At 58.8% G+C, this 17,483-nt stretch carries 20 protein-coding genes and 3 pseudogenes; 19 read left to right on the forward strand and 4 right to left on the reverse strand.

Features of this window, described 5'->3' with window-relative positions; all coding sequences use genetic code 11:
- The first annotated feature begins 25 nt into the window (after positions 1-25).
- Positions 26-943, forward strand: a complete 918-nt coding sequence (locus N7E01_RS09300) for a LysR substrate-binding domain-containing protein (protein WP_289172685.1) — start codon at positions 26-28, stop codon at positions 941-943.
- Between the two features lie 69 nt (positions 944-1,012).
- Here the strand turns inward: N7E01_RS09300 and N7E01_RS09305 are convergent, their stop codons facing one another.
- Both N7E01_RS09305 and N7E01_RS09310 read right to left on the reverse strand, forming a co-directional pair.
- Positions 1,013-1,702, reverse strand: coding sequence for a LysR substrate-binding domain-containing protein (locus N7E01_RS09305; protein ID WP_289172686.1), 690 nt, complete (start codon positions 1,700-1,702; stop codon positions 1,013-1,015).
- Positions 1,696-1,929: a helix-turn-helix domain-containing protein gene (locus tag N7E01_RS09310; RefSeq protein ID WP_289172687.1), complete on the reverse strand. Its 234-nt coding sequence runs from the start codon at positions 1,927-1,929 to the stop codon at positions 1,696-1,698. The genes N7E01_RS09305 and N7E01_RS09310 overlap by 7 nt, the downstream gene beginning before the upstream one ends.
- A 169-nt stretch (positions 1,930-2,098) precedes the next feature.
- Here N7E01_RS09310 and gtdA point away from each other — a divergent pair, with 169 nt between their 5' ends.
- The 17 genes and pseudogenes from gtdA to N7E01_RS09395 all read left to right on the forward strand — a co-directional run bounded on the left by gtdA (position 2,099) and on the right by N7E01_RS09395 (position 15,633).
- Positions 2,099-3,145 carry a gentisate 1,2-dioxygenase gene (gene gtdA, locus N7E01_RS09315; protein WP_289172688.1) on the forward strand — a complete coding sequence of 349 codons (1,047 nt, stop codon included), beginning with the start codon at positions 2,099-2,101 and terminating at the stop codon, positions 3,143-3,145.
- Positions 3,146-3,237: 92 nt separating this feature from the next.
- Complete coding sequence (locus N7E01_RS09320; protein ID WP_289172689.1) at positions 3,238-3,615, forward strand: hypothetical protein; 378 nt, start codon at positions 3,238-3,240, stop codon at positions 3,613-3,615.
- Positions 3,612-3,905, forward strand: a complete 294-nt coding sequence (locus N7E01_RS09325) for an SAM-dependent methyltransferase (RefSeq protein ID WP_289172690.1) — start codon at positions 3,612-3,614, stop codon at positions 3,903-3,905. Before N7E01_RS09320 ends, N7E01_RS09325 begins: the two co-directional genes overlap by 4 nt.
- A 296-nt stretch (positions 3,906-4,201) precedes the next feature.
- Positions 4,202-5,095: a beta-keto acid cleavage family enzyme gene (locus tag N7E01_RS09330; protein ID WP_289172691.1), complete on the forward strand. Its 894-nt coding sequence runs from the start codon at positions 4,202-4,204 to the stop codon at positions 5,093-5,095.
- A 49-nt stretch (positions 5,096-5,144) separates the two neighbouring features.
- Positions 5,145-5,576, forward strand: a complete 432-nt coding sequence (locus N7E01_RS09335) for a LysR family transcriptional regulator (RefSeq protein ID WP_289172692.1) — start codon at positions 5,145-5,147, stop codon at positions 5,574-5,576.
- On the forward strand, positions 5,564-6,067 hold the full coding sequence (locus N7E01_RS09340) for a LysR family transcriptional regulator (protein WP_289172693.1): 504 nt from the start codon (positions 5,564-5,566) through the stop codon (positions 6,065-6,067). The genes N7E01_RS09335 and N7E01_RS09340 overlap by 13 nt, the downstream gene beginning before the upstream one ends.
- A complete protein-coding gene (locus N7E01_RS09345) occupies positions 6,045-6,359 on the forward strand; it encodes a type 2 periplasmic-binding domain-containing protein (RefSeq protein ID WP_289172694.1) in 315 nt (104 codons plus the stop codon). Before N7E01_RS09340 ends, N7E01_RS09345 begins: the two co-directional genes overlap by 23 nt.
- A gap of 138 nt (positions 6,360-6,497) precedes the next feature.
- Complete coding sequence (locus tag N7E01_RS09350) at positions 6,498-7,697, forward strand: ABC transporter substrate-binding protein (protein ID WP_289172695.1); 1,200 nt, start codon at positions 6,498-6,500, stop codon at positions 7,695-7,697.
- A gap of 94 nt (positions 7,698-7,791) precedes the next feature.
- Positions 7,792-8,667: a branched-chain amino acid ABC transporter permease gene (locus N7E01_RS09355; RefSeq protein WP_289172696.1), complete on the forward strand. Its 876-nt coding sequence runs from the start codon at positions 7,792-7,794 to the stop codon at positions 8,665-8,667.
- Between the two features lie 18 nt (positions 8,668-8,685).
- On the forward strand, positions 8,686-9,672 hold the full coding sequence (locus N7E01_RS09360; RefSeq protein WP_289172697.1) for a branched-chain amino acid ABC transporter permease: 987 nt from the start codon (positions 8,686-8,688) through the stop codon (positions 9,670-9,672).
- Complete coding sequence (locus tag N7E01_RS09365; RefSeq protein ID WP_289172698.1) at positions 9,669-10,421, forward strand: ABC transporter ATP-binding protein; 753 nt, start codon at positions 9,669-9,671, stop codon at positions 10,419-10,421. The genes N7E01_RS09360 and N7E01_RS09365 overlap by 4 nt, the downstream gene beginning before the upstream one ends.
- Positions 10,414-11,124 carry an ABC transporter ATP-binding protein gene (locus tag N7E01_RS09370; protein WP_289172699.1) on the forward strand — a complete coding sequence of 237 codons (711 nt, stop codon included), beginning with the start codon at positions 10,414-10,416 and terminating at the stop codon, positions 11,122-11,124. Before N7E01_RS09365 ends, N7E01_RS09370 begins: the two co-directional genes overlap by 8 nt.
- Before the next feature lie 136 nt (positions 11,125-11,260).
- Positions 11,261-12,003: pseudogene (locus tag N7E01_RS09375) on the forward strand (PIG-L deacetylase family protein).
- Entirely contained in the window at positions 12,000-12,695 is a 696-nt protein-coding gene (locus N7E01_RS09380; RefSeq protein WP_289172700.1) for a 4-carboxy-4-hydroxy-2-oxoadipate aldolase/oxaloacetate decarboxylase, read from the forward strand. Before N7E01_RS09375 ends, N7E01_RS09380 begins: the two are co-directional and overlap by 4 nt.
- A 42-nt stretch (positions 12,696-12,737) precedes the next feature.
- On the forward strand, positions 12,738-13,904 hold the full coding sequence (locus N7E01_RS09385) for a 4-oxalomesaconate tautomerase (protein WP_350495027.1): 1,167 nt from the start codon (positions 12,738-12,740) through the stop codon (positions 13,902-13,904).
- A gap of 18 nt (positions 13,905-13,922) precedes the next feature.
- Positions 13,923-14,640 (forward strand): annotated as a pseudogene (locus N7E01_RS09390) (alpha/beta fold hydrolase).
- Positions 14,641-14,814: 174 nt separating this feature from the next.
- Positions 14,815-15,633 (forward strand): NAD(P)-dependent oxidoreductase, encoded by an 819-nt coding sequence (locus tag N7E01_RS09395; RefSeq protein ID WP_289172702.1) that lies wholly within the window; start codon positions 14,815-14,817, stop codon positions 15,631-15,633.
- Here N7E01_RS09395 and N7E01_RS09400 read toward each other — a convergent pair.
- On the reverse strand, positions 15,630-16,889 hold the full coding sequence (locus tag N7E01_RS09400; protein WP_289172703.1) for a TRAP transporter large permease: 1,260 nt from the start codon (positions 16,887-16,889) through the stop codon (positions 15,630-15,632). The two genes, N7E01_RS09395 and N7E01_RS09400, sit on opposite strands and share 4 nt — an antisense overlap.
- Before the next feature lie 100 nt (positions 16,890-16,989).
- Positions 16,990-17,310, reverse strand: a pseudogene (locus N7E01_RS18785) (TRAP transporter small permease subunit); the annotation flags it as partial.
- On the opposite strand from N7E01_RS18785, the gene N7E01_RS09405 reads away from it, so the two are divergent.
- Positions 17,207-17,467: a hypothetical protein gene (locus N7E01_RS09405; RefSeq protein WP_289172704.1), complete on the forward strand. Its 261-nt coding sequence runs from the start codon at positions 17,207-17,209 to the stop codon at positions 17,465-17,467. The pseudogene N7E01_RS18785 and the gene N7E01_RS09405 sit on opposite strands and share 104 nt — an antisense overlap.
- The last annotated feature ends 16 nt before the right edge of the window (positions 17,468-17,483 follow it).

Raw genomic sequence — 17,483 nt, forward strand, 5'->3', positions numbered from 1 at the left:
TTTAAGGTAATGAAAAGAGGTGTCCATGCAATGGAATGATGACGGGGTGACGTTCCGTAAACTGGCCGTTTTCCTGGCGTTTATGCACTATCAGGCCTTGCCTGAGGTGGCACAGGCCATGGGGCTGAGTGTTGTCAGTGTGCATCGGGCCTTGCATTCACTGGAAGAGGCATTGGGCTGCCGGTTGTTTGCCCGCCAGGGTCGGCAGCTGGTGGCGCTGGATACGGCGCATCAGCTGGTGCCGTTTGCCCAGCGCAGCCTTGCCGAGTGCCAACGGGGTATTCAGCGTGTGCGCGATGTGGCTGGCCAGATGACCCCTCGTTTGCGTCTGGGGTGTCTGTATTCGTTGACATTGCACAGTATTCCCAAGCTCATCATCGGCCTGAAACTGCGCGAGCCCCGGCTCGATATCACCCTGACCACCGGGTCAAATCGTGATTTGCTGCATGACCTTGAACAGGGGAGGGTCGATGCGGTGGTGGTGGGGGCAGGCGCTGCCAACACGAGCCCGGGTCTGGTGCGTGTTCCCTTGTTTGACGATGAGCTGTATTTTGCGGTGTCCGCTGCGTCGCCTTTGGCCGATGCCCGTGAAATCGATCTGGCGCAAATGCAGGACCAGTCGTTTGTGGGTTTGTCGGAAGGTTTCGTGACGGCCGAGGGGGCACGTAAAGCCTTTGAGCAGGCCGGTTTCACGCCGCGTCGGGCGCTTGAGGTCGGCGATGTGTTCACCCTTATCAACCTGGTCGGGCAAGGAGTAGGCTGCAGCCTGTTGCCTGGTCGCATGCGGGGTTTCAATCCGGCCGTGACCCTGGTGCCGCTGCGGCCGCGTTACCGGTCGACGCAAACCATTGCGTTGCTGGTGCCGGCGACACGCGAAAGCGAGTGGAGCCTGCGTGCGCTGGTGGCAGAATGCCGGATGTACGGGGCGCAGGCGGCGGGTTGAGCGTGCCTGTTGCGCGTTTGGGCCGAGGCAGCGGATGGGTGTGTTTGGCCGATGCGTGTCGCCGCCTGCTCAAATACTTGGAAACACTTCCGGCAGGTTGCTCAGGTGCTCGAACACCTGCTTGCGCAGCCACATGTTGCCGGCATCGCGGTGGTAACGCTCGTGCCAGTACTGACGAATTTCGTAGGGCTCGATGGAAAAGGGCAGTGCAAGCGCACTGGGCCTTGCCTTGTCGCGCCAGGGTGCGCCCCAGCCGTGCCGGCACGATGGCCAGCAGGTCAGAGGCGCTGATAATGGCTTCAAGGCCCAGATACGATGGCACTCGCAACGTGACGTTGCGGTCAATGCCCTGTTCGAACAGGGTTTTTCCAGGCGGGTGTGGCCGGTGCCGGGGGCGTCAAGCGCCAGGTGAGCTTCCGCCAGGTAGCCTTCGCGTGACAGTGCGCCCCGAATGCGTGGGTGGTCGGGCCGCATGATGCAGACGTAATTCTCGGTGAACAGACGTTGCTGGTAGAAGCCGGTTTGCAGGTCGGTGGCATAGCCGATGGCCAGATCAAGCTTGCCGGATTCAAGCAGGTTTGCCGATAGTTCATCCAGGTCAAGGGAATCAATCTTGATGTTGGGGGCGATATCGCGCAATGATCCCATCAGGGCGGGCAGCATCACCAACTGCCCGATATGGCTTAACCCCAGCCGGAAGCGACGGGTTGACGTGGCGGGCTCGAATGAGCGGTAGGGGTTGCCCTCGGTGTTTAGCAACAGAATGGCTTGTTCGATATGGGGTAGCAGGTTTTCCAGAAAGGGGTGGCCATCATGCCGCCCGAGGTGCGAACAAACAGGGCGTCGCCAAAGTGCTGGCGCAGGTGCCCCAGCCGCACGCTGATGGCAGGCTGGCTTAAACCGACGTGGTCAACAGCGCGACTGACGCTTTGTGCGGCATGGATTTCTTTGAGTAGCAGAAGGTCGTAAAGGTCCAGTCGAGTCATTATTGTATTTTTGAATAGATTGGTTATTTTATTTGATATTTATGATTACTATTTAATTTTAAAATAAAGAATATCATGGCTGGACTATTGCAGATCATGGGCCAAATGTCTGACACTTCAACCTGTTAACGGCCGTTTCCAGGCCGGAGAAGCTACTCAGGAGACCGACATGTCAGCACAAGCCAACCCCGATGTAAACGCTCTGCGTGAACAGTATTATCAGCACATTGACCGCGAAAGCATGACCCCGCTCTGGGAGGTTCTGCACAATGTGGTGACGCCTGAACCGATTACCCCCTGTGTGCCGCATCTGTGGAAGTGGGATGTCTGCCGCCCGTGGCTTGAAAAAGCCGGCGAGCTGATCACCGCCAAAGAGGCCGAGCGTCGGGTGCTGGTACTTGAAAACCCCGGTCTGCGCGGGCAAATTCGTGTCACCCACAGCTTGTATGCGGGCCTGCAGCTGATTTTGCCCGGTGAGGTCGCTCCGGCCCACCGCCATTCCCAGTCGGCGTTACGCTTCATTCTGGAAGGCAGCGGTGCCTATACGGCGGTGGATGGCGAAAAAGTGACCATGAATGTGGGTGACTTCGTGATCACGCCGTCATGGGCGTTCCACGATCATGGCAACCCGTCTTCCGAGCCGATGGTGTGGCTGGATGGCCTGGATGTGCCGATTGTTGAACTGTTTGATGCCCAGTTCATGGAACGTGGCGCTGAAGAAAGCCAGCATACGGGTACCGACGGTGCCATCAACCTGGCCGAGTTCGGCAATACCATGAAGCCGGTTGAATATTCGCCGCGCTCGAAGACATCGCCCTTGTTCTGGTACCCCTACGATCGTACCCGCGAGGCCCTGGAAACCATGAAGCGCCAAAGCCCGGAGCATGAGTGCTGGGCGTTCAAGTTGCAGTACACCAATCCGGTGACCGGTGGCTGGGCCATGCCGACCATCGGGACATTTATGCAATTGATGCCGGCCGGGTTCAAGGGCAAGCCGTATCGTTCCACCGACTCAACGGTGTATGCCGTGGTCGAAGGCAAGGGCCGTTGCGTGATTGGTGGTGCGCCGTTCGAGTTTGGTCCGAAAGACGTGTTCGTGGTGCCGTCCTGGATGCCCTACCATTTTGAAATCGATGGCACCGATGCTGTCATTTTCAGTTTTTCTGATCGCCCGGTGCAGCAGTCGCTGGATCTATGGCGTGAACGGGTGGGCTGACACGCTTGACGTTTGACCGTGCACGCAAGTGCCTGGCAGTGTCGGGGTCTCCCGGCTGCAGGGTGTGGCACGGCTTTTGCTTGATCTGTGGCATGAACACCTTTATTCATGCCACCTCTGCTTTTGCCATCAGCATGTTCTGGCTTAGAGCCCGTGACCAGGACACGCTGACCCTGTCCTCGTTGCGCGCCATGCGTGCGTTTCAGGACAGTGACATATGGCTGGTTGATCCAAAAGTAAGCGCGCGCGTGCTCGCGTTGGCCTCATCGCGCACCAGGGTGGTGCAACTTGAGGGCGCTGACGAGGGCGACGAAAAAGCCGAGCCCTTGCGCTGGGGCAAATGCGCCGCTACCGGCAAGCCGGCTATTCCGTTGCACGGCTGCAGGCAAGCTGCACCGCCCCACGCAGGCAAATTCCTGGTTCACGCTTGCCTCTGCCGTTGGCGCCAACCCAGATTGCCCGCGGCGTGACGCTGGTATCGCCCTCGGCGTCGTCCGAGGCAGGCATTGACTGGGTACGGCTGTCGCATACGGGGATGACACTGGTGTGTTATATGGGCGCCAGCTCGGTTCAGCGGTTATATGACGATCTGACCGCTATCGGTTGTCGGCCGGGTTTGCGTGTTACGGCGGTGTACTACGACACCAGTGCGCTGAGTCGTCATTATCCGGGGACACTGGCGGACCTGCATGTGGCGGTGCGGGAAAGGCGGGTCAGGCCGCCGGATGTGGTCATTCTCAATGGCATGATGCCACTGTGAAAAACACCGTTCATATCGTGTAGCAGCACCGTTCAGACGATATGCTTGAGCTGCCTCGCTACATCGCGGTGATTGCCAACGCTACGTTTGATCGTAGACGCTCGACCTGCTTCAGGTTGTCGCCCACGTTATGCGTAAATCGCATAGAACCTATAGAAAGATGGCATTATCCGGATGGTTCGGGGTGTTTGTAGACTGGGTCGTCAAAATGGCGTTATTGTTGCGCTTGCGCTAAAAAAACGTTAAAGCAAAACACCACCAAGAACGTTAAAGCAAAACATCACTCCGGAGGAAACATGAGCAATAAACCTAAAATCGTCGTTACCGTGGCACCCACGGGCGGCATGGCCAGCAAGAAGCAAAACCCCGCGCTGCCCACCACCCCTGAAGAAATCGCGGCCGACGTTTACGATTGTTATAACGCGGGCGCCAGTGTGGTGGCCGTGCATGCACGCCGTGCCATCGACCAGGAAGCGACCTGCGACCCGGCGGTCTACACCGACATCAATCGCCGCATTCGCGATAAGTGCAACATCATCCTGAACAACTCGACCGGTGGCGGCATCAATGGCGACATGATCCATCAGCTGAATAACGGGTTGTGGGAAATCAAGTTTGAAGAGCGCCTGAAAGGCATGGAAGGCGAAGGCGTGGAAATGTGTACGCTGGACGCCCAGACCATTTGCGCCACCTTCGGCGACAAAGAAATTCTGGTGCCGACAACACCCAAGCGCGTGCGCGAACTGGCAGACAAAATGAAAGCCCGTGGCATCAAGCCAGAATGGGAAGTCTTCGCATTGTCCGACTTGCTGGAAGTGGGCAAGATCCTTAAAGAAGTTGACGAAGAGCCTTACTTCATCAACATGGTTCTGGGTGTCAGTGCGTTCCAGGGCGGCTTGCCGTATACCCCCAAGGTCATGCAGTTGCTGGTTGATCACCTGCCCAAAGGGGCGATTTTCAACGTCAGCGCCATTGGCCCGGCACAATTGCCGGCGGCCATGCAGTCTTTGTTGCTGGGCGGCCACGTGCGGGTAGGTCTGGAAGACAACCTGTATTACGAACAGGGCAAACTGGCGACCAACGTGCAACTGGTCGAGCGCATCGTTCGCCTGGTGCGCGAAATGGGTTACGAGCCTGCTACACCCGACGAAGCGCGTCAGATCATGGGGTTGCCACGCCGCAAACCCTGAGTGCGCCATCGTCAGTGCCAGCGTGTCACGGTAGCCTGACGCGATGCCAATGATTCTTGCGTCTCATCTGAGACAGTTTCGGGCCGTGCTGGCCGTGTGCAAAACCGGCAGTACGGCACAGGCGGCAACCGTATTGCCGTTGTCCCAGTCGGCGATTGCGCGTGCGATTCGCGAGCTGGAGACGGCCATCGGGGCACCCGTGTTTGATCGCACGGCGCGTGGCATGGTCCCCACCCCGGTCGGGCAGTTGCTGGCGCACCGTGCCGAGCGTGCCCTGAATCAGCTGGCGCTGGGCGAACGCGAGGCCGTGCTGGCGGCAGAAGCCGGGCCAGGGCGCAACGCCGTCGGGCGCTTTGCCGGGTCGGCCGGGTTCCGTCACTTGCAAACCTTCATTGTGTTTTGTGAAACCCGCAGTGAAACGCTGGCCGCAGCCCGCCTGGGGTCAGCCAGCCGGCCATCAACCAAACCTTGCGTCAACTAGAGCACATGGCGGGGGTGCGCCTGTTCTACCGGTCGGCCCGAGGCGTGCGGCTGACTGAAAGCGGCGAAGCCGTGCTGCGTCGCTCCAAGCTTGCGCTCGATGAATTGCGCCAGGCGGCAGAAGACCTGGCGGCAACGCAGGGCAAGGTGCGCGGGCGGTTGGTGATTGGTTCGTTGCCGTTGTCCTCGGGTGCGCTGGTGCCCAGGGCCGTTGATCGTGTCCTGGCCCGGCACAAAGACATTCAGATCGCAATTGTTGACGGTACGTATGACGGGCTGATGTATCAGTTGCGGCACGCCGATATTGATGTGCTGGTCGGTGCGCTACGCCCCCATGCACCGGGTGCAGACATTATTCAGACCCCTTGTTTGAAGATACCTTGTCGGTGGTGGTGCGCAAGGGCCACCCGTTGGAAGGCAAGCCCTGGCTGGTTTGCAAGATCTGGTGTCGGAATCGTGGATCGCTCCATTGGCGGCCAGTCCGGCCCGTGAGGCCTACGAGCGCGCCTTTCGGGCCGCCGGCGTTGCACCGCCCGCCACGACACTTGAGGTTAACAGCGCCATCATGTTGCAGGCGTTGCTTCAGGTCAGTGACCGTCTGGCGCTGTTATCGCGTCGGCAGATGTACTTCGGAATTGCCTCGGGGGCGTTCAGCGTCTTGCCTGTTCCCGTCATGGATACGGCCCGCTTTATTGGCCTGACGATGCGCGCCGATGCTGACCCGAACTCGACCATGACCTCGTTCATTCACGAACTGGGCCGCCTTGCCGCCGAGCTGAGCTGATTTTTTGGTATAACCATAACGCATAGGTTGGATGGCGATTGGCACTGGTCGATCGGGTGCTCGGGGTGCGACGATACTGATCATTCCAAAGTAATTTGGAAGCATAACGATCAATAACGACATATTCGGAGACGCGCCATGTATTCACGCATTGCCACGCGGTTCAAGGTGGGGGTTGCCGCCTTTGCTGCAGCAGGTTCCTTGTTTGCCGCCCCGGTTTCAGCCGATGAAATCAAAGTGGGTTTGCTTAGCCAATATTCCGGTACATATTCCTGGTGGGGCCAGGAATATGACCGCGGGGTCGAGTTGTTCATGTCGGAAACCGGTGGCAAAGTGGGAAATCACACCATTACCGTTATCAAGCGTGACGAGGGTGGCGCCAACCCGCAGCGGGCACGCCAGCTGGCCCAGGAACTGGTCGTGCGCGACAAGGTGCAGTATCTTACCGGGGGTGTTTTCACGCCAACGGTCATGGGCACGGCCGATGTCGTTGACCAGACCAAAACGCCGTATATCTTCATCAACGGCGCCACGTCCAGCATGACCAATAAAACGCCGTACTTCGCACGTGTGGGTTATACGTCCTGGACGTACTGTGTGCCGCTGATGAAATGGGCCTTTGAAAAGGGCGCGCGCGAGGCGGTATCGGTCACGGCCGATTACGCGCCAGGTACCGACATTGCCAACGCCTTTGACGAAACGTTCACCGAGCTGGGTGGCAAGATCAAGGAAAACATCAAGGTCCCGCTGGGCACCACCGATTTTTCCACCTATCTGCAGCGGGTGGCTGATTCCGGCGTCAAGCATGTGTTCATGTTCATGCCGGTTGGCCCCATGTCGGCCGGTTTCATCAAGGCCTTCCAGGATCGCGGTCTGGGCAAGGCCGGTGTAACGCTGTATGCCGGTGCCGAGACACAAGAATCCGATTTGCCGGCCATTGGTGATTCGGCGCAGGGCATTATTACGGCGCTGCATTATTCGCCCTACCTGGAAACACCCGAGAACAAGGCTTTCGTCGCAAAGTACAAAGCCAAGTTCGGTGCCGATGCCATTCCCAGCCTGGCCTCGATGGGTGCCTATGATGCCATGCAGGTCATTGCCCACATGATCAAGGCGACCAATGGCAAGAAAGATGGCGATGCGGCCATGGAAGCCATCAAGGGGTATTCCTGGACCAGCCCGCGCGGCCCCGTCACGATCGACCCCAAAACACGTGAAATCACCCAAAACGTGTATATCCGTGAAGTACGCAAGACACCCGATGGTTTGCTGGGCAACGTGCCCATCCACACCTACGAAAATGTCGTAGAACCCTGGCACGCCAAAAACTCGAAGTAATCCGTTGTTCGTGACCTGCCCCTGTTCCCAGGGGCAGGGCCTGCCGATCCGGCGGTCCAGCCCGGGCCGTTTCTTCTGCCTCTGCGGTTTCACCATGCCAAATGCGCTTTCCACGTTTCTGACCCTCACGATTGATGGGGTGTCTTACGGGATGATGCTGTTCCTCATCTCTGTAGGCCTGACCATCACCCTGGGCGTTATGCGGGTCGTTAACCTGACCCACTCTGCCTTCGCCATGATTGGCGGCTTTATCACCCTGTGGCTGATGAAGTCGGCCGGCATGCACTTTTTCGTTGCCCTGCCTGTCGGGGTACTGGCCACGATGGCCCTTAGCCTGGTGCTTGAGCGCACCCTTTACCAGTGGGTGTACAAGTGTGACCCGCTGGGCCAGTTGCTGATGACCATCGGCATGACCTTTGTCGTCACGGCGGTCGTCAAGAATCTGGCCGGGCCACAAATTCAAAGCATTGTGTTGCCGGAAGTCCTGCTGGGGCAATGGTCTGTCATTGGTCTGAACGTTTCGGTGTATCGCGTGTTTGTGCTGGGGCTTAGCGTCGCGGTGGCCGGTGCGTTGTGGCTCTGCCTTGAATACACCACGTTCGGTGCCCGCTTGCGGGCAGCGGTCGATAACCCTCGTATGGCACGGTGCGTGGGCATCAATGTGCCTCTGGTGTTCTCGGTGACATTCGCCATTGGCTGTGGCCTGGCGGCACTGGGTGGAGCCGTGGGTACCCAGATGTTGCCGCTCGAGCCTTATTACGGTCTGAAGTACCTGGTGCTGGTGCTGATTGTGGTTGCTGTCGGTGGCCTGGGCAGCCTGAAAGGCTCACTGTATTCGGCACTGCTGCTGGGTTTTATCGACACGATGGGCCGGTATTACATTCCGGCGCTGGGCGGTTTCATCATTTACCTGGCTGTGCTGGCCATTTTGCTGGTTCGTCCGCGTGGCCTGGTGGGTCGCATCGGTTAAGGGTTTACAGGACACATCATGACTACACAATCTGACGCGCATCGGGTGGTTCAGGCGTTTCGTCGTCAACGGTACAACCTGGCCGATCTGGCCCTGGTGCTGGCGGCGGCGCTGACCCTGCTGTTCGGTGAATATTATCTGGCGCTGGCGGCCTTCGTCGTCATCATGGCCATTTTTGCCTTGTCGCTTGACCTGGCTCAAGGGTACGGCGGTATTGAATCGCTGGGGCATGCGGCGTTTTTCGGCGTCGGGGCGTATGCCGCCGCCCTGTATGCCCTGCATTTTTCAGCGGAACCGGTCAGTGGCTTGCTGGTGGCGGCTGTTGCGGCCGGGGTGGTCGGCCTGTTGTCCGGCTTTGCGGTGCTGCGTACCCAGGGGTTGACGCAACTGATGCTCACCCTGGCGGTCGCCACATTGCTTTACGAGCTGGCGAATGTGGCCAAGGCGATTACCAATGGGGATGACGGGCTTAGCGGCTACGATGTCGCTCCGATCTTCGGGGTGTTCCAGTTCGACATCTACGGCTATACCGGTTTTGTCTACGCCTTTGTGGTGCTGGTGCTGGTGTATGCCTTGCTTAAAAAGCTGGTGAATTCCTCCATCGGCCAGACCGCCCAGGGTATTCGCGAAAACCAGACCCGCATGCGCATGCTGGGTGTGCCGGTAGAGCGCCGTTTATGGGTGTTGTACACCATTTCGGCCGCGTTGGCGGGCGTGGCCGGGGGCTTGTCGGCCCAGATCAATCGCATTGTGGGCCTTGATTCCCTGGCCTTTACCTTGTCTGCCAATGTGGTGGTCATGCTGGCCTTGGGTGGAACCGGTCGTTTGTACGGTGCACTGTTCGGTGCCATTTTGTTTGTGGTGTTGTCTGACCGTGCGGCTGCGATTGACCCGGCCAACTGGCTGGCGGTGCTGGGCGTGGTATTGATTCTTATCGTTCGTTACGCGCCTGACGGGCTGGCGGGTTTTGTGGCGCGCTTGTCCACCAAACGGGGGCAAAAATGACTGCGGCACTTGAATTGCAGGGGCTGTGCAAACAGTTTGGCCAGATCAAGGTCACGCAAGACGTCAGCCTGAAACTTGAAAAAGGGGTGCGTCATGCCCTCATTGGCCCCAACGGGGCTGGCAAAAGCACCCTGGTTCACCAGATCACTGGCCTGATTTCTCCGTCCAAGGGGCGGGTGTTGCTCAACGGTACCGATATCACCGATCTGTCAGCCGAAAAGCGGGTGAAGCGGGGTCTGGCACGTACGTTTCAGATCAATTCCCTGTTCAATCGCCTGACGGTGGCTGAAAACATCGGACTGGCGATTTCTGCCCGGGAAGGTCGTGACGGGCGGCTGTTCAGCAGCATCACGCAGTCGCCCGAATTAATGGATGAAGCGGCGGCCCTGTTGCACTCGCTGGGGTTGCTTGACCTGGCCGACAGGGTCATTTCCGATCTGGCCTACGGGCAGCGGCGCCTGATTGAAATTGCGCTGGCACTGGCACTCAAGCCTTCGGTGTTGTTGCTTGACGAGCCGGTGGCCGGTGTGCCGTCCACCGAGGGCGCCCGGTTGTTTGACTTGCTTGAACGTTTGCCGCAAGACGTGGCAGTGCTGGTCATCGAGCACGACATGGACCTGGTGTTCCGGTTTGCCCAGCGCATTACGGTGCTGGTGGAAGGCGCCGTACTGGTCGAAGGTACCGTCAAAGAGGTGCGTGCCGATCCGCGTGTGCGTGCCGTCTACCTCGGAGAACGCCATCATGGCTGAGTTGTTGAAGATTGATCGCCTGGTGTCGGGCTATGGCGAAACCGTTGTTATCGAGGGGGTGTCGCTGTCGTTATCCGAGGGCGAGGCGGTCAGTGTGCTGGGTCGTAACGGCGTGGGTAAAACAACGCTGCTGACGACATTGCTGGGGTTGACTACCCAGCACTCGGGCGCCATGAACTACCTGGGCAACGACATCACCCGGGTGCCCAGTCATGAGCGTGCTATTGCAGGGTTGGGGCTGGTGCCTCAGGAGCGTGAAATTTTCCCGTCGCTCAGTGTTCACGAAAACTTGCGTGTGGCACAGCGGCCTGGCGAATGGGATCTTGACCGAGTCTACGAACTGTTCCCGCGACTGGCCGAACGCCGACGCAATATGGGCAATCAGTTGTCCGGCGGCGAACAGCAAATGCTGGCGATTGGCCGAGCCCTGATCGGGAATCCGCGCGTGTTGTTGCTTGACGAGCCGTTTGAAGGGTTGGCACCGATTATTGTCGATGTGCTGGTCGATGCGTTTCACAAGCTCCATAAGGGCTCGCGCATGGGTATTGTTCTGGTGGAACAACATGCCGAACTGGCGCTGGAGTTAACGGAACGCGCCATTGTGCTTGATCGCGGACAGGTTCGGTGGGAAGGCGACAGCCAGGCACTGCTGAACGATCCGGACCAGCTGGCGCAACTGATCGGGCTTGGAAATGAAGAATAATTCGTCTTTGTGGTTATAGCGATATAAGTAAAACGCGCTGCTTGAGGCCTATACTCACTGGCCCGTTCTGATGCGGACAGGCACACTATTTTTTTCATTGCGGTTTTTCAGATTCATACGGTTTCAAGAGGTTCTCATGAATACATCCAAAGGTTCCGGAGCATTGGCTGGCCTGGTCGTCAGCGCGCATTCGGCTGATTTTGTCTGGCGGGCCGGTGGCGCCATTGCGGCCCATGTGCAGCAAGGCTATCGCATGAAGGTGGTGTGCCTGTCGTTTGGCGAGCGCGGCGAGTCGGCCAAGTTGTGGCGCAAAGAAGGCATGACCCTTGAAAAGGTCAAGCAGGCGCGCCGCGACGAGGCTCAGCAGGCCGCCGATGTTCTGGGTGCGGAAATTGAATTTTTTGACCTGGGTGACTACCCCTGCGTGTCAGCGATGAGGCTTTGCTGCGCCTGGTGGATATTTACCGCGAACTGCAGCCGGCCTTTGTGCTTAGCCATTCGGCCAAAGATCCCTACAATTTCGACCACCCGCTGGCCATGCATGTAGCCCAAGAGGCGCGCATCATTGCCCAGGCCGAAGGTCATAACCCGGGCCAGCCCATTATTGGCGCCCCCGTTTATGCATTCGAACCTCACCAGACCGAGCAATGCGAATGGGTGCCCAACACCTTTCTTGATATCACCGACGTCTGGGACACAAAATTCAAGGCCATCCAGTGCATGGCCGGGCAAGAACACCTGTGGGAATACTACACCCGGGTGGCACGTCAGCGTGGGGTTCAGGCCAAGCGCAATATCGGCATCACGGCCGCTCGCAATATCGAGTTCGCTGAAGCCTATATGCGGTTCACCCCCACCGTTGTCGGAGACTTGTCATGATGCGCGGCGTTGTCGTTACCCAGGTTCAACGTGCAGCAGCTGCCGATATCGATATCCTGCGCCAGTGTGGTTCGGCCACGGTACACGAAGCCCAGGCCCGGCTAGGGCTGCTGGCTCCCTATATGCGGCCTATCTGGCCGGGTGCACAAATTGCAGGGTCGGCCATTACTGTTCTGGTGCCCCCAGGCGATAACTGGATGATCCATGTTGCGATAGAACAATGTCAGGACGGTGATGTATTGTTGGTGGCCCCCACGTCTGAATGCACCGACGGTTATTTCGGCGATCTTCTCGCCACGTCGGCCATGGCTCGTGGTGTGCGTGGTCTGATCATCGATGCCGGTGTGCGTGATGTTGCCGTGCTTAAAGAAATGGGTTTTCCGGTGTGGTCAAAGGCCATTTCGGCCGCCGGTACGGTCAAAGAAACCCTGGGTTCGGTCAATGTGCCCGTCGTGTGTGCCGGTCAGTGGGTCAACCCCGGTGATGTCGTGGTGGCCGACGATGATGGTATCGCGGTGGTTCCCGTGGCCCAGGCGGGTGTGGTGGCACAAGCCGCACGCCAGCGTACCGATAAGGAAAACGCCACGCGCGATGTGCTGGCCACCGGTACGCTGGGTCTCGACCACTACGGCATGCGCGAGCGGCTGGCGGCCAAGGGCTTGCGCTATATCGAATCGCTGGATCAGCTCTAAGCGCAAGGGGGCACCGTGCAGACCAGAATCCCGTGTGTACAAATGCGTGGGGGTACGTCGAAAGGCGCATATTTCCATGCGGCCGATTTGCCGCTCGACCCAGCCTTGCGCGATCAGGTGCTGCTGGCCGTCATGGGCTCGCCCGACAAGCGCCAGATCGACGGTATCGGCGGTGCCGACTCGCTGACCAGCAAGGTGGCGATTGTGTCGCCGTCAACACGGTCTGATGCCGATGTCGATTACCTGTTCGGCCAGGTTCTGATCAACGAGGCGCGGGTCGACTACGGCCAGAACTGCGGCAATATCCTGGCGGGTGTTGGCCCGTTTGCGGTTGAAACCGGCCTGGTGGCTGCCGTCGATGGTGTCACCCGGGTGGCCATTCACATGGTTAACACCGGGCAGATTGCGGTCGCTTCGGTGCCGACACCGGGTGGGCAGGTCAGGTACGACGGTGCCCAGGCCATTGATGGCGTGCCCGGCACGGCCGCCCCCATTCCCATTGAATTTCGTGATACCGCCGGGTCATCGTGCGGTGCCTTGCTGCCTACCGGGCAGGTGGTGGATGTCATCAACGGTATCCAGGTCACGTGCATTGATAACGGCATGCCCATGGTGTTGATGCGTGCCGCCGACTTGGGGCTTGAGGGCACCGAGTCTGCGCAGGCTCTGGATGCCGATGCCGATCTTAAAGCGCGCATCGAGGCCATTCGTCTCAAGGTTGGCCCATTGATGAATCTGGGTGATGTCACTACACGTACGGTACCCAAGATGTGCCTGGTGTCTTCGCCTGTCAATGGCGGGGCCATCAACACGCGGTGCTTCATTCCCCACAAGTGTCACACCTCTATCGGGGTGCTGGCGGCCGTCAGTGTGGCGACCGCTGTGGCGTTGCCCGGGTCTGTGGCCAGTACCGAGGGCCAGATGCCCAAACTGCTGCCGGCGACACGTCAATCCGAAGCGTCGGTATCAGGCCACGATAGGGGTTTGCCTCCAAGGCTCGAACAACAAGGGTCTGACATCGACGCCTTTACCGGTGTCGCCGTGCTTGATATCGAGCATCCCACCGGGCATTTGTCGGTTGAACTGCAGCTTGAACACGCGGGCGATCAGGTTTCTGTGACCAGTGCCGCACTGATTCGTACGGCGCGCTGGTTGTTTGATGGCCGCGTGCATATTCCGACCCGCGTCTGGTCGGGCGCGGGTCACTAACTTTTGCGTGGGGTTTTCATGACCAAACAGGTTTTGCTGCTTCTTCCGGGGCTGTTGTGCGATGAAACAGTCTGGACGCACCAGCGGGCGGCCTTGTCGGCCATTGCCGATACCGTGGTTCCCGACTATAAGTCACTGGACAGTATCAGCGCCATGGCCGAAAAGGTCTTGCGTGATGCGCCGTCGCAAACCTTTGCGTTGGCCGGACACTCCATGGGGGCGGGTCGCCCTCGAAGTTGTGCGCAAGGCACCTGAACGGGTGTCGCGCCTGGCGTTGCTGGACACCGGTTTCGAACCGATTGCTGTCGGCGAGGCCGGTGAGCAAGAGCGGGCCAAGCGCATGAACTTGCTTGAAATCGCCAAAACCCAGGGTATGCGGGTCATGGGTCAGCAATGGGCACCCGGCATGGTCCACCCTGACCGTGTGGCTACACCCGTATTTGACGAGATCCTGGCCATGATCGAACGCCGTACGCCAGCCGAGTTTGAAGCCCAGATTACGGCATTGTTGGGGCGTCCTGATGCCGGGCCGGTACTGTCACTGTTACGTTGTCCCACCCGCCTGATCTGTGGCCGGCAAGATGCCTGGAGCCCCTACGCCCGCCATGAAATCATGCATCAAATGATTCCGGTGCCCTGGTCACGGCTCAGCGCGGTGGAAGACTGCGGTCATATGTCGACCATGGAACGCCCCGATGCGGTCAGTGCGCTGCTGGCGCAGTGGCTGCTGCAATAGCGCGTTTTACCGGCGGGTTGGAAAATCGCTGAACGTCGGGCAAAATTCAACATGTATTCTGAATGAGCGAGGCGAGACATGGCTGGCGATATTTCCCCTTGAAATCCGTAAGGTTGGGCTGATCGGTTTTGGTGAGGCAGGGCGCCTGCTGGGCGGGGGCTGGTCAAGGCGGGCTTGCTGGTTACGGCCTACGATATCAAGATCGAAACCCCTCAGGGCTGGGCCCTGATGGCCCGCAGCACCGACGAGGCGGGGGTATTATTGTCCGACATGCCGGCACAGGCCGTTAAAGGCTGTGATCTGGTCATTTCGGCCGTAACGGCCAGTTCGGCAGCGGCAGTGGCCGAGCAGGTGGGGCCCATGCTGGCGCCGGGTCAAGTCTTTCTTGATATCAACTCTGTATCCCCAGCCACCAAAGCGCACGACCGCAATGCGGTTGAACGGGGCGGGGCAACCTATATTGAAGCGGCTGTCATGGCACCTGTGCCTCCCTATGGCTTGCGGGTTCCCATGCTGCTGGGTGGGGCGAAAGCGCAGGCGGTGTCCGATGCCTTGAATGTCATCGGCTTTCATACCCGTGCGGTCTCTGCAGACGTCGGTGTGGCGTCGGCCATCAAAATGTGCCGCAGCGTCATGATCAAAGGTCTGGAAGCGCTGACGGTCGAGTGTCTGACCGCCGCCCGTCGTTATGGTGCCGAGCGCGAGGTGCTTGAGTCATTGGCTGAAACGTTTCCCGGCATGGGCTGGACGGATCGCCAGCCCCATTATCTGGTCAGTCGCGTTGCCGAGCATGGTCGTCGTCGTGCCGAAGAAATGCGCGAGGTGGCCGATACCTTGCTGGACGTCAAGGTCGACCCGGTCATGGCCCGAGCCACTGCAACCGTGCAAGACGCCTTTGTTGACCTGATGGAAAAGAAAGGCGTGGCCTACCCGAAAGACCACGCCTTCGACTGGCCGACGTTCGTCGACCTGTTGCACCCCGACCGCGATTAAAGCAGCGCTTCTATGGCCCAGGCGTCGTAGCAGAACCAGACCAGCAACAACAAGACGGTGCACAAGAAGGGTGCCAGGCTGCGGAACAGCGTCATGGCGGGTACGCCCGTCATGGCCGACGCGACGAATAGCCCGGTGCCCACCGGTGGTGTCAACAGGCCCAGTACCAGATTCAGGCACACCACCACACCAAACTGGAAGGGTGAAATGCCGAACTGGGTGGTGGCGATGGGCAGCAAAATGGGCACAACCAGAATCAGTGCCGCTACGCCGTCAATGAACATGCCCACAAACAATAGCAGCACCATCACCATCAGCAGGAACACGAACGGGTCTGATGTGCTGTCACCGATCCAGGCGGCGACCATTTGCGGTACGCCTTCAAAGGTGATGGTCCAGCCAAAGACACCGGCGCTGGCGACCAGGAACAGTACCAGCCCTGAGTTCGTGGCCGTGCGTGCAAATAGCGCGGGCAGCTTGTCGAGCTTCAGGTCACGGTAAAAGAACATGCCAATGATCAGTGAGGCCAGCGAGGCCAGCGCCGCAGATTCGGTGGGGGTCGCCAGACCCGACAAAATGCCGCCGATAATCACGATGGGCACCAAGAGTGCAGGTATCGCGTAAAGAATTGCGCGGCCGGCTTCCTGTGCATTCATCCAACGCCCTTTGGGGTACTGTTGAAATAATCCGACCAGCGCCACAATGACGAAGAATGAACTGCCCATCAGCAGGCCTGGGATAATCCCGGCAATGAACATGTCGCCAATGGAAATTTGTGCCAGCACGCCGAACACCACAAACAGCATGGATGGAGGAATAATTGGCCCCATCAGGCCAGCGGCAGCGGTAATCGCGGTAGAGAAGGTTTTGTCATAGCCTTCACGCTCCATCTCGGGAACGATGGCACGCGACATGACTGCGATTTGCGCGACGGCCGACCCCATGATGGCCGCCATCATCATATTGGCCATCAGGTTGATGTAGGCCAGGCCACCTCGAAAGCCGCCAAAAAATACGCGCGCAAAATTGATCAGGCGTCGGGTTAGCCCGCCTTCGTTCATGAGTTCGCCCGCCAGAATGAACAAGGGAATGGCGAGCAGGCCATAGGACTCGGCTGAGCCGAACAGTTGCTGTCCGTACGAGGCAAAGAGTACCAGGTTGTCTGAGTGCCAGACGTAGAAGACCGCCGTCATGCACAGCACAATGCCAATCGGTACCTGCAGTAGTAGCAGGGCAAGAAAAATCGTGAATGTCATGGTGCACCCTCGGGGAAGTGTCCATGTGATGACCGCGCGGGTCATTGATCAGGTTGACCAGCGTGTGCAGGCAGACTGACAGAGCGAACCAGGGGACGATCAACCACACCCAGTACTTTTGCAGCGCCAGGGTATTGGCACGGTCCTGGTACATAAAATTCATGGTTTTTGCACTGAACTGGCCGAAGTCAAAGCCGGCATTGATCAGATCCAGCGGTGCATACCATTGCCATGAAAACACCAGCAGCAACACGCCGAACAGCAGCACGACAAGGTCAATGAACACGCCCACGCCTCGACGCATTCCTGGGGGTAACATGTCGACCAGTACAGTAACGGCGACGGCCTTGCGCTCTTTCAACAAAACAGCCATAGAGAAAAACACCATCCAGACCATGACAAAAATGGCAATTTCATCCACCCAGAAAACAGCCTGGTTCATGGCCCGGGTGATGACGTTAAAAACAATAAGCGCCGTAATCAGTACGGCGCAAAAGCCCGCCAGGAAGCGCTCGACACGGCTCAGGCGGTCAGACAGTTGTTTCAGCATGAGGGATGTCCTCGGTGAGGGCACGTGACCCGGGGCCGTCGGGC

It is taken from the genome of Neopusillimonas aromaticivorans, assembly GCF_030344915.1.
In the GTDB taxonomy this organism is placed as follows: Bacteria; Pseudomonadota; Gammaproteobacteria; order Burkholderiales; family Burkholderiaceae_B; genus Neopusillimonas; species Neopusillimonas aromaticivorans.

Coding starts and splice junctions, on each gene's coding strand:
- N7E01_RS09300 (WP_289172685.1), top strand. CDS start 26: ATGCAATGGAATGATGACGGGGTGACGTTCCGTAAACTGGCCGTTTTC.
- N7E01_RS09310 (WP_289172687.1), bottom strand. CDS start 1,929: ATGACTCGACTGGACCTTTACGACCTTCTGCTACTCAAAGAAATCCAT.
- gtdA (WP_289172688.1), top strand. CDS start 2,099: ATGTCAGCACAAGCCAACCCCGATGTAAACGCTCTGCGTGAACAGTAT.
- N7E01_RS09320 (WP_289172689.1), top strand. CDS start 3,238: ATGAACACCTTTATTCATGCCACCTCTGCTTTTGCCATCAGCATGTTC.
- N7E01_RS09330 (WP_289172691.1), top strand. CDS start 4,202: ATGAGCAATAAACCTAAAATCGTCGTTACCGTGGCACCCACGGGCGGC.
- N7E01_RS09335 (WP_289172692.1), top strand. CDS start 5,145: ATGATTCTTGCGTCTCATCTGAGACAGTTTCGGGCCGTGCTGGCCGTG.
- N7E01_RS09350 (WP_289172695.1), top strand. CDS start 6,498: ATGTATTCACGCATTGCCACGCGGTTCAAGGTGGGGGTTGCCGCCTTT.
- N7E01_RS09355 (WP_289172696.1), top strand. CDS start 7,792: ATGCCAAATGCGCTTTCCACGTTTCTGACCCTCACGATTGATGGGGTG.
- N7E01_RS09360 (WP_289172697.1), top strand. CDS start 8,686: ATGACTACACAATCTGACGCGCATCGGGTGGTTCAGGCGTTTCGTCGT.
- N7E01_RS09365 (WP_289172698.1), top strand. CDS start 9,669: ATGACTGCGGCACTTGAATTGCAGGGGCTGTGCAAACAGTTTGGCCAG.
- N7E01_RS09370 (WP_289172699.1), top strand. CDS start 10,414: ATGGCTGAGTTGTTGAAGATTGATCGCCTGGTGTCGGGCTATGGCGAA.
- N7E01_RS09380 (WP_289172700.1), top strand. CDS start 12,000: ATGATGCGCGGCGTTGTCGTTACCCAGGTTCAACGTGCAGCAGCTGCC.
- N7E01_RS09385 (WP_350495027.1), top strand. CDS start 12,738: ATGCGTGGGGGTACGTCGAAAGGCGCATATTTCCATGCGGCCGATTTG.
- N7E01_RS09400 (WP_289172703.1), bottom strand. CDS start 16,889: ATGACATTCACGATTTTTCTTGCCCTGCTACTACTGCAGGTACCGATT.
- N7E01_RS09405 (WP_289172704.1), top strand. CDS start 17,207: ATGTCGACCAGTACAGTAACGGCGACGGCCTTGCGCTCTTTCAACAAA.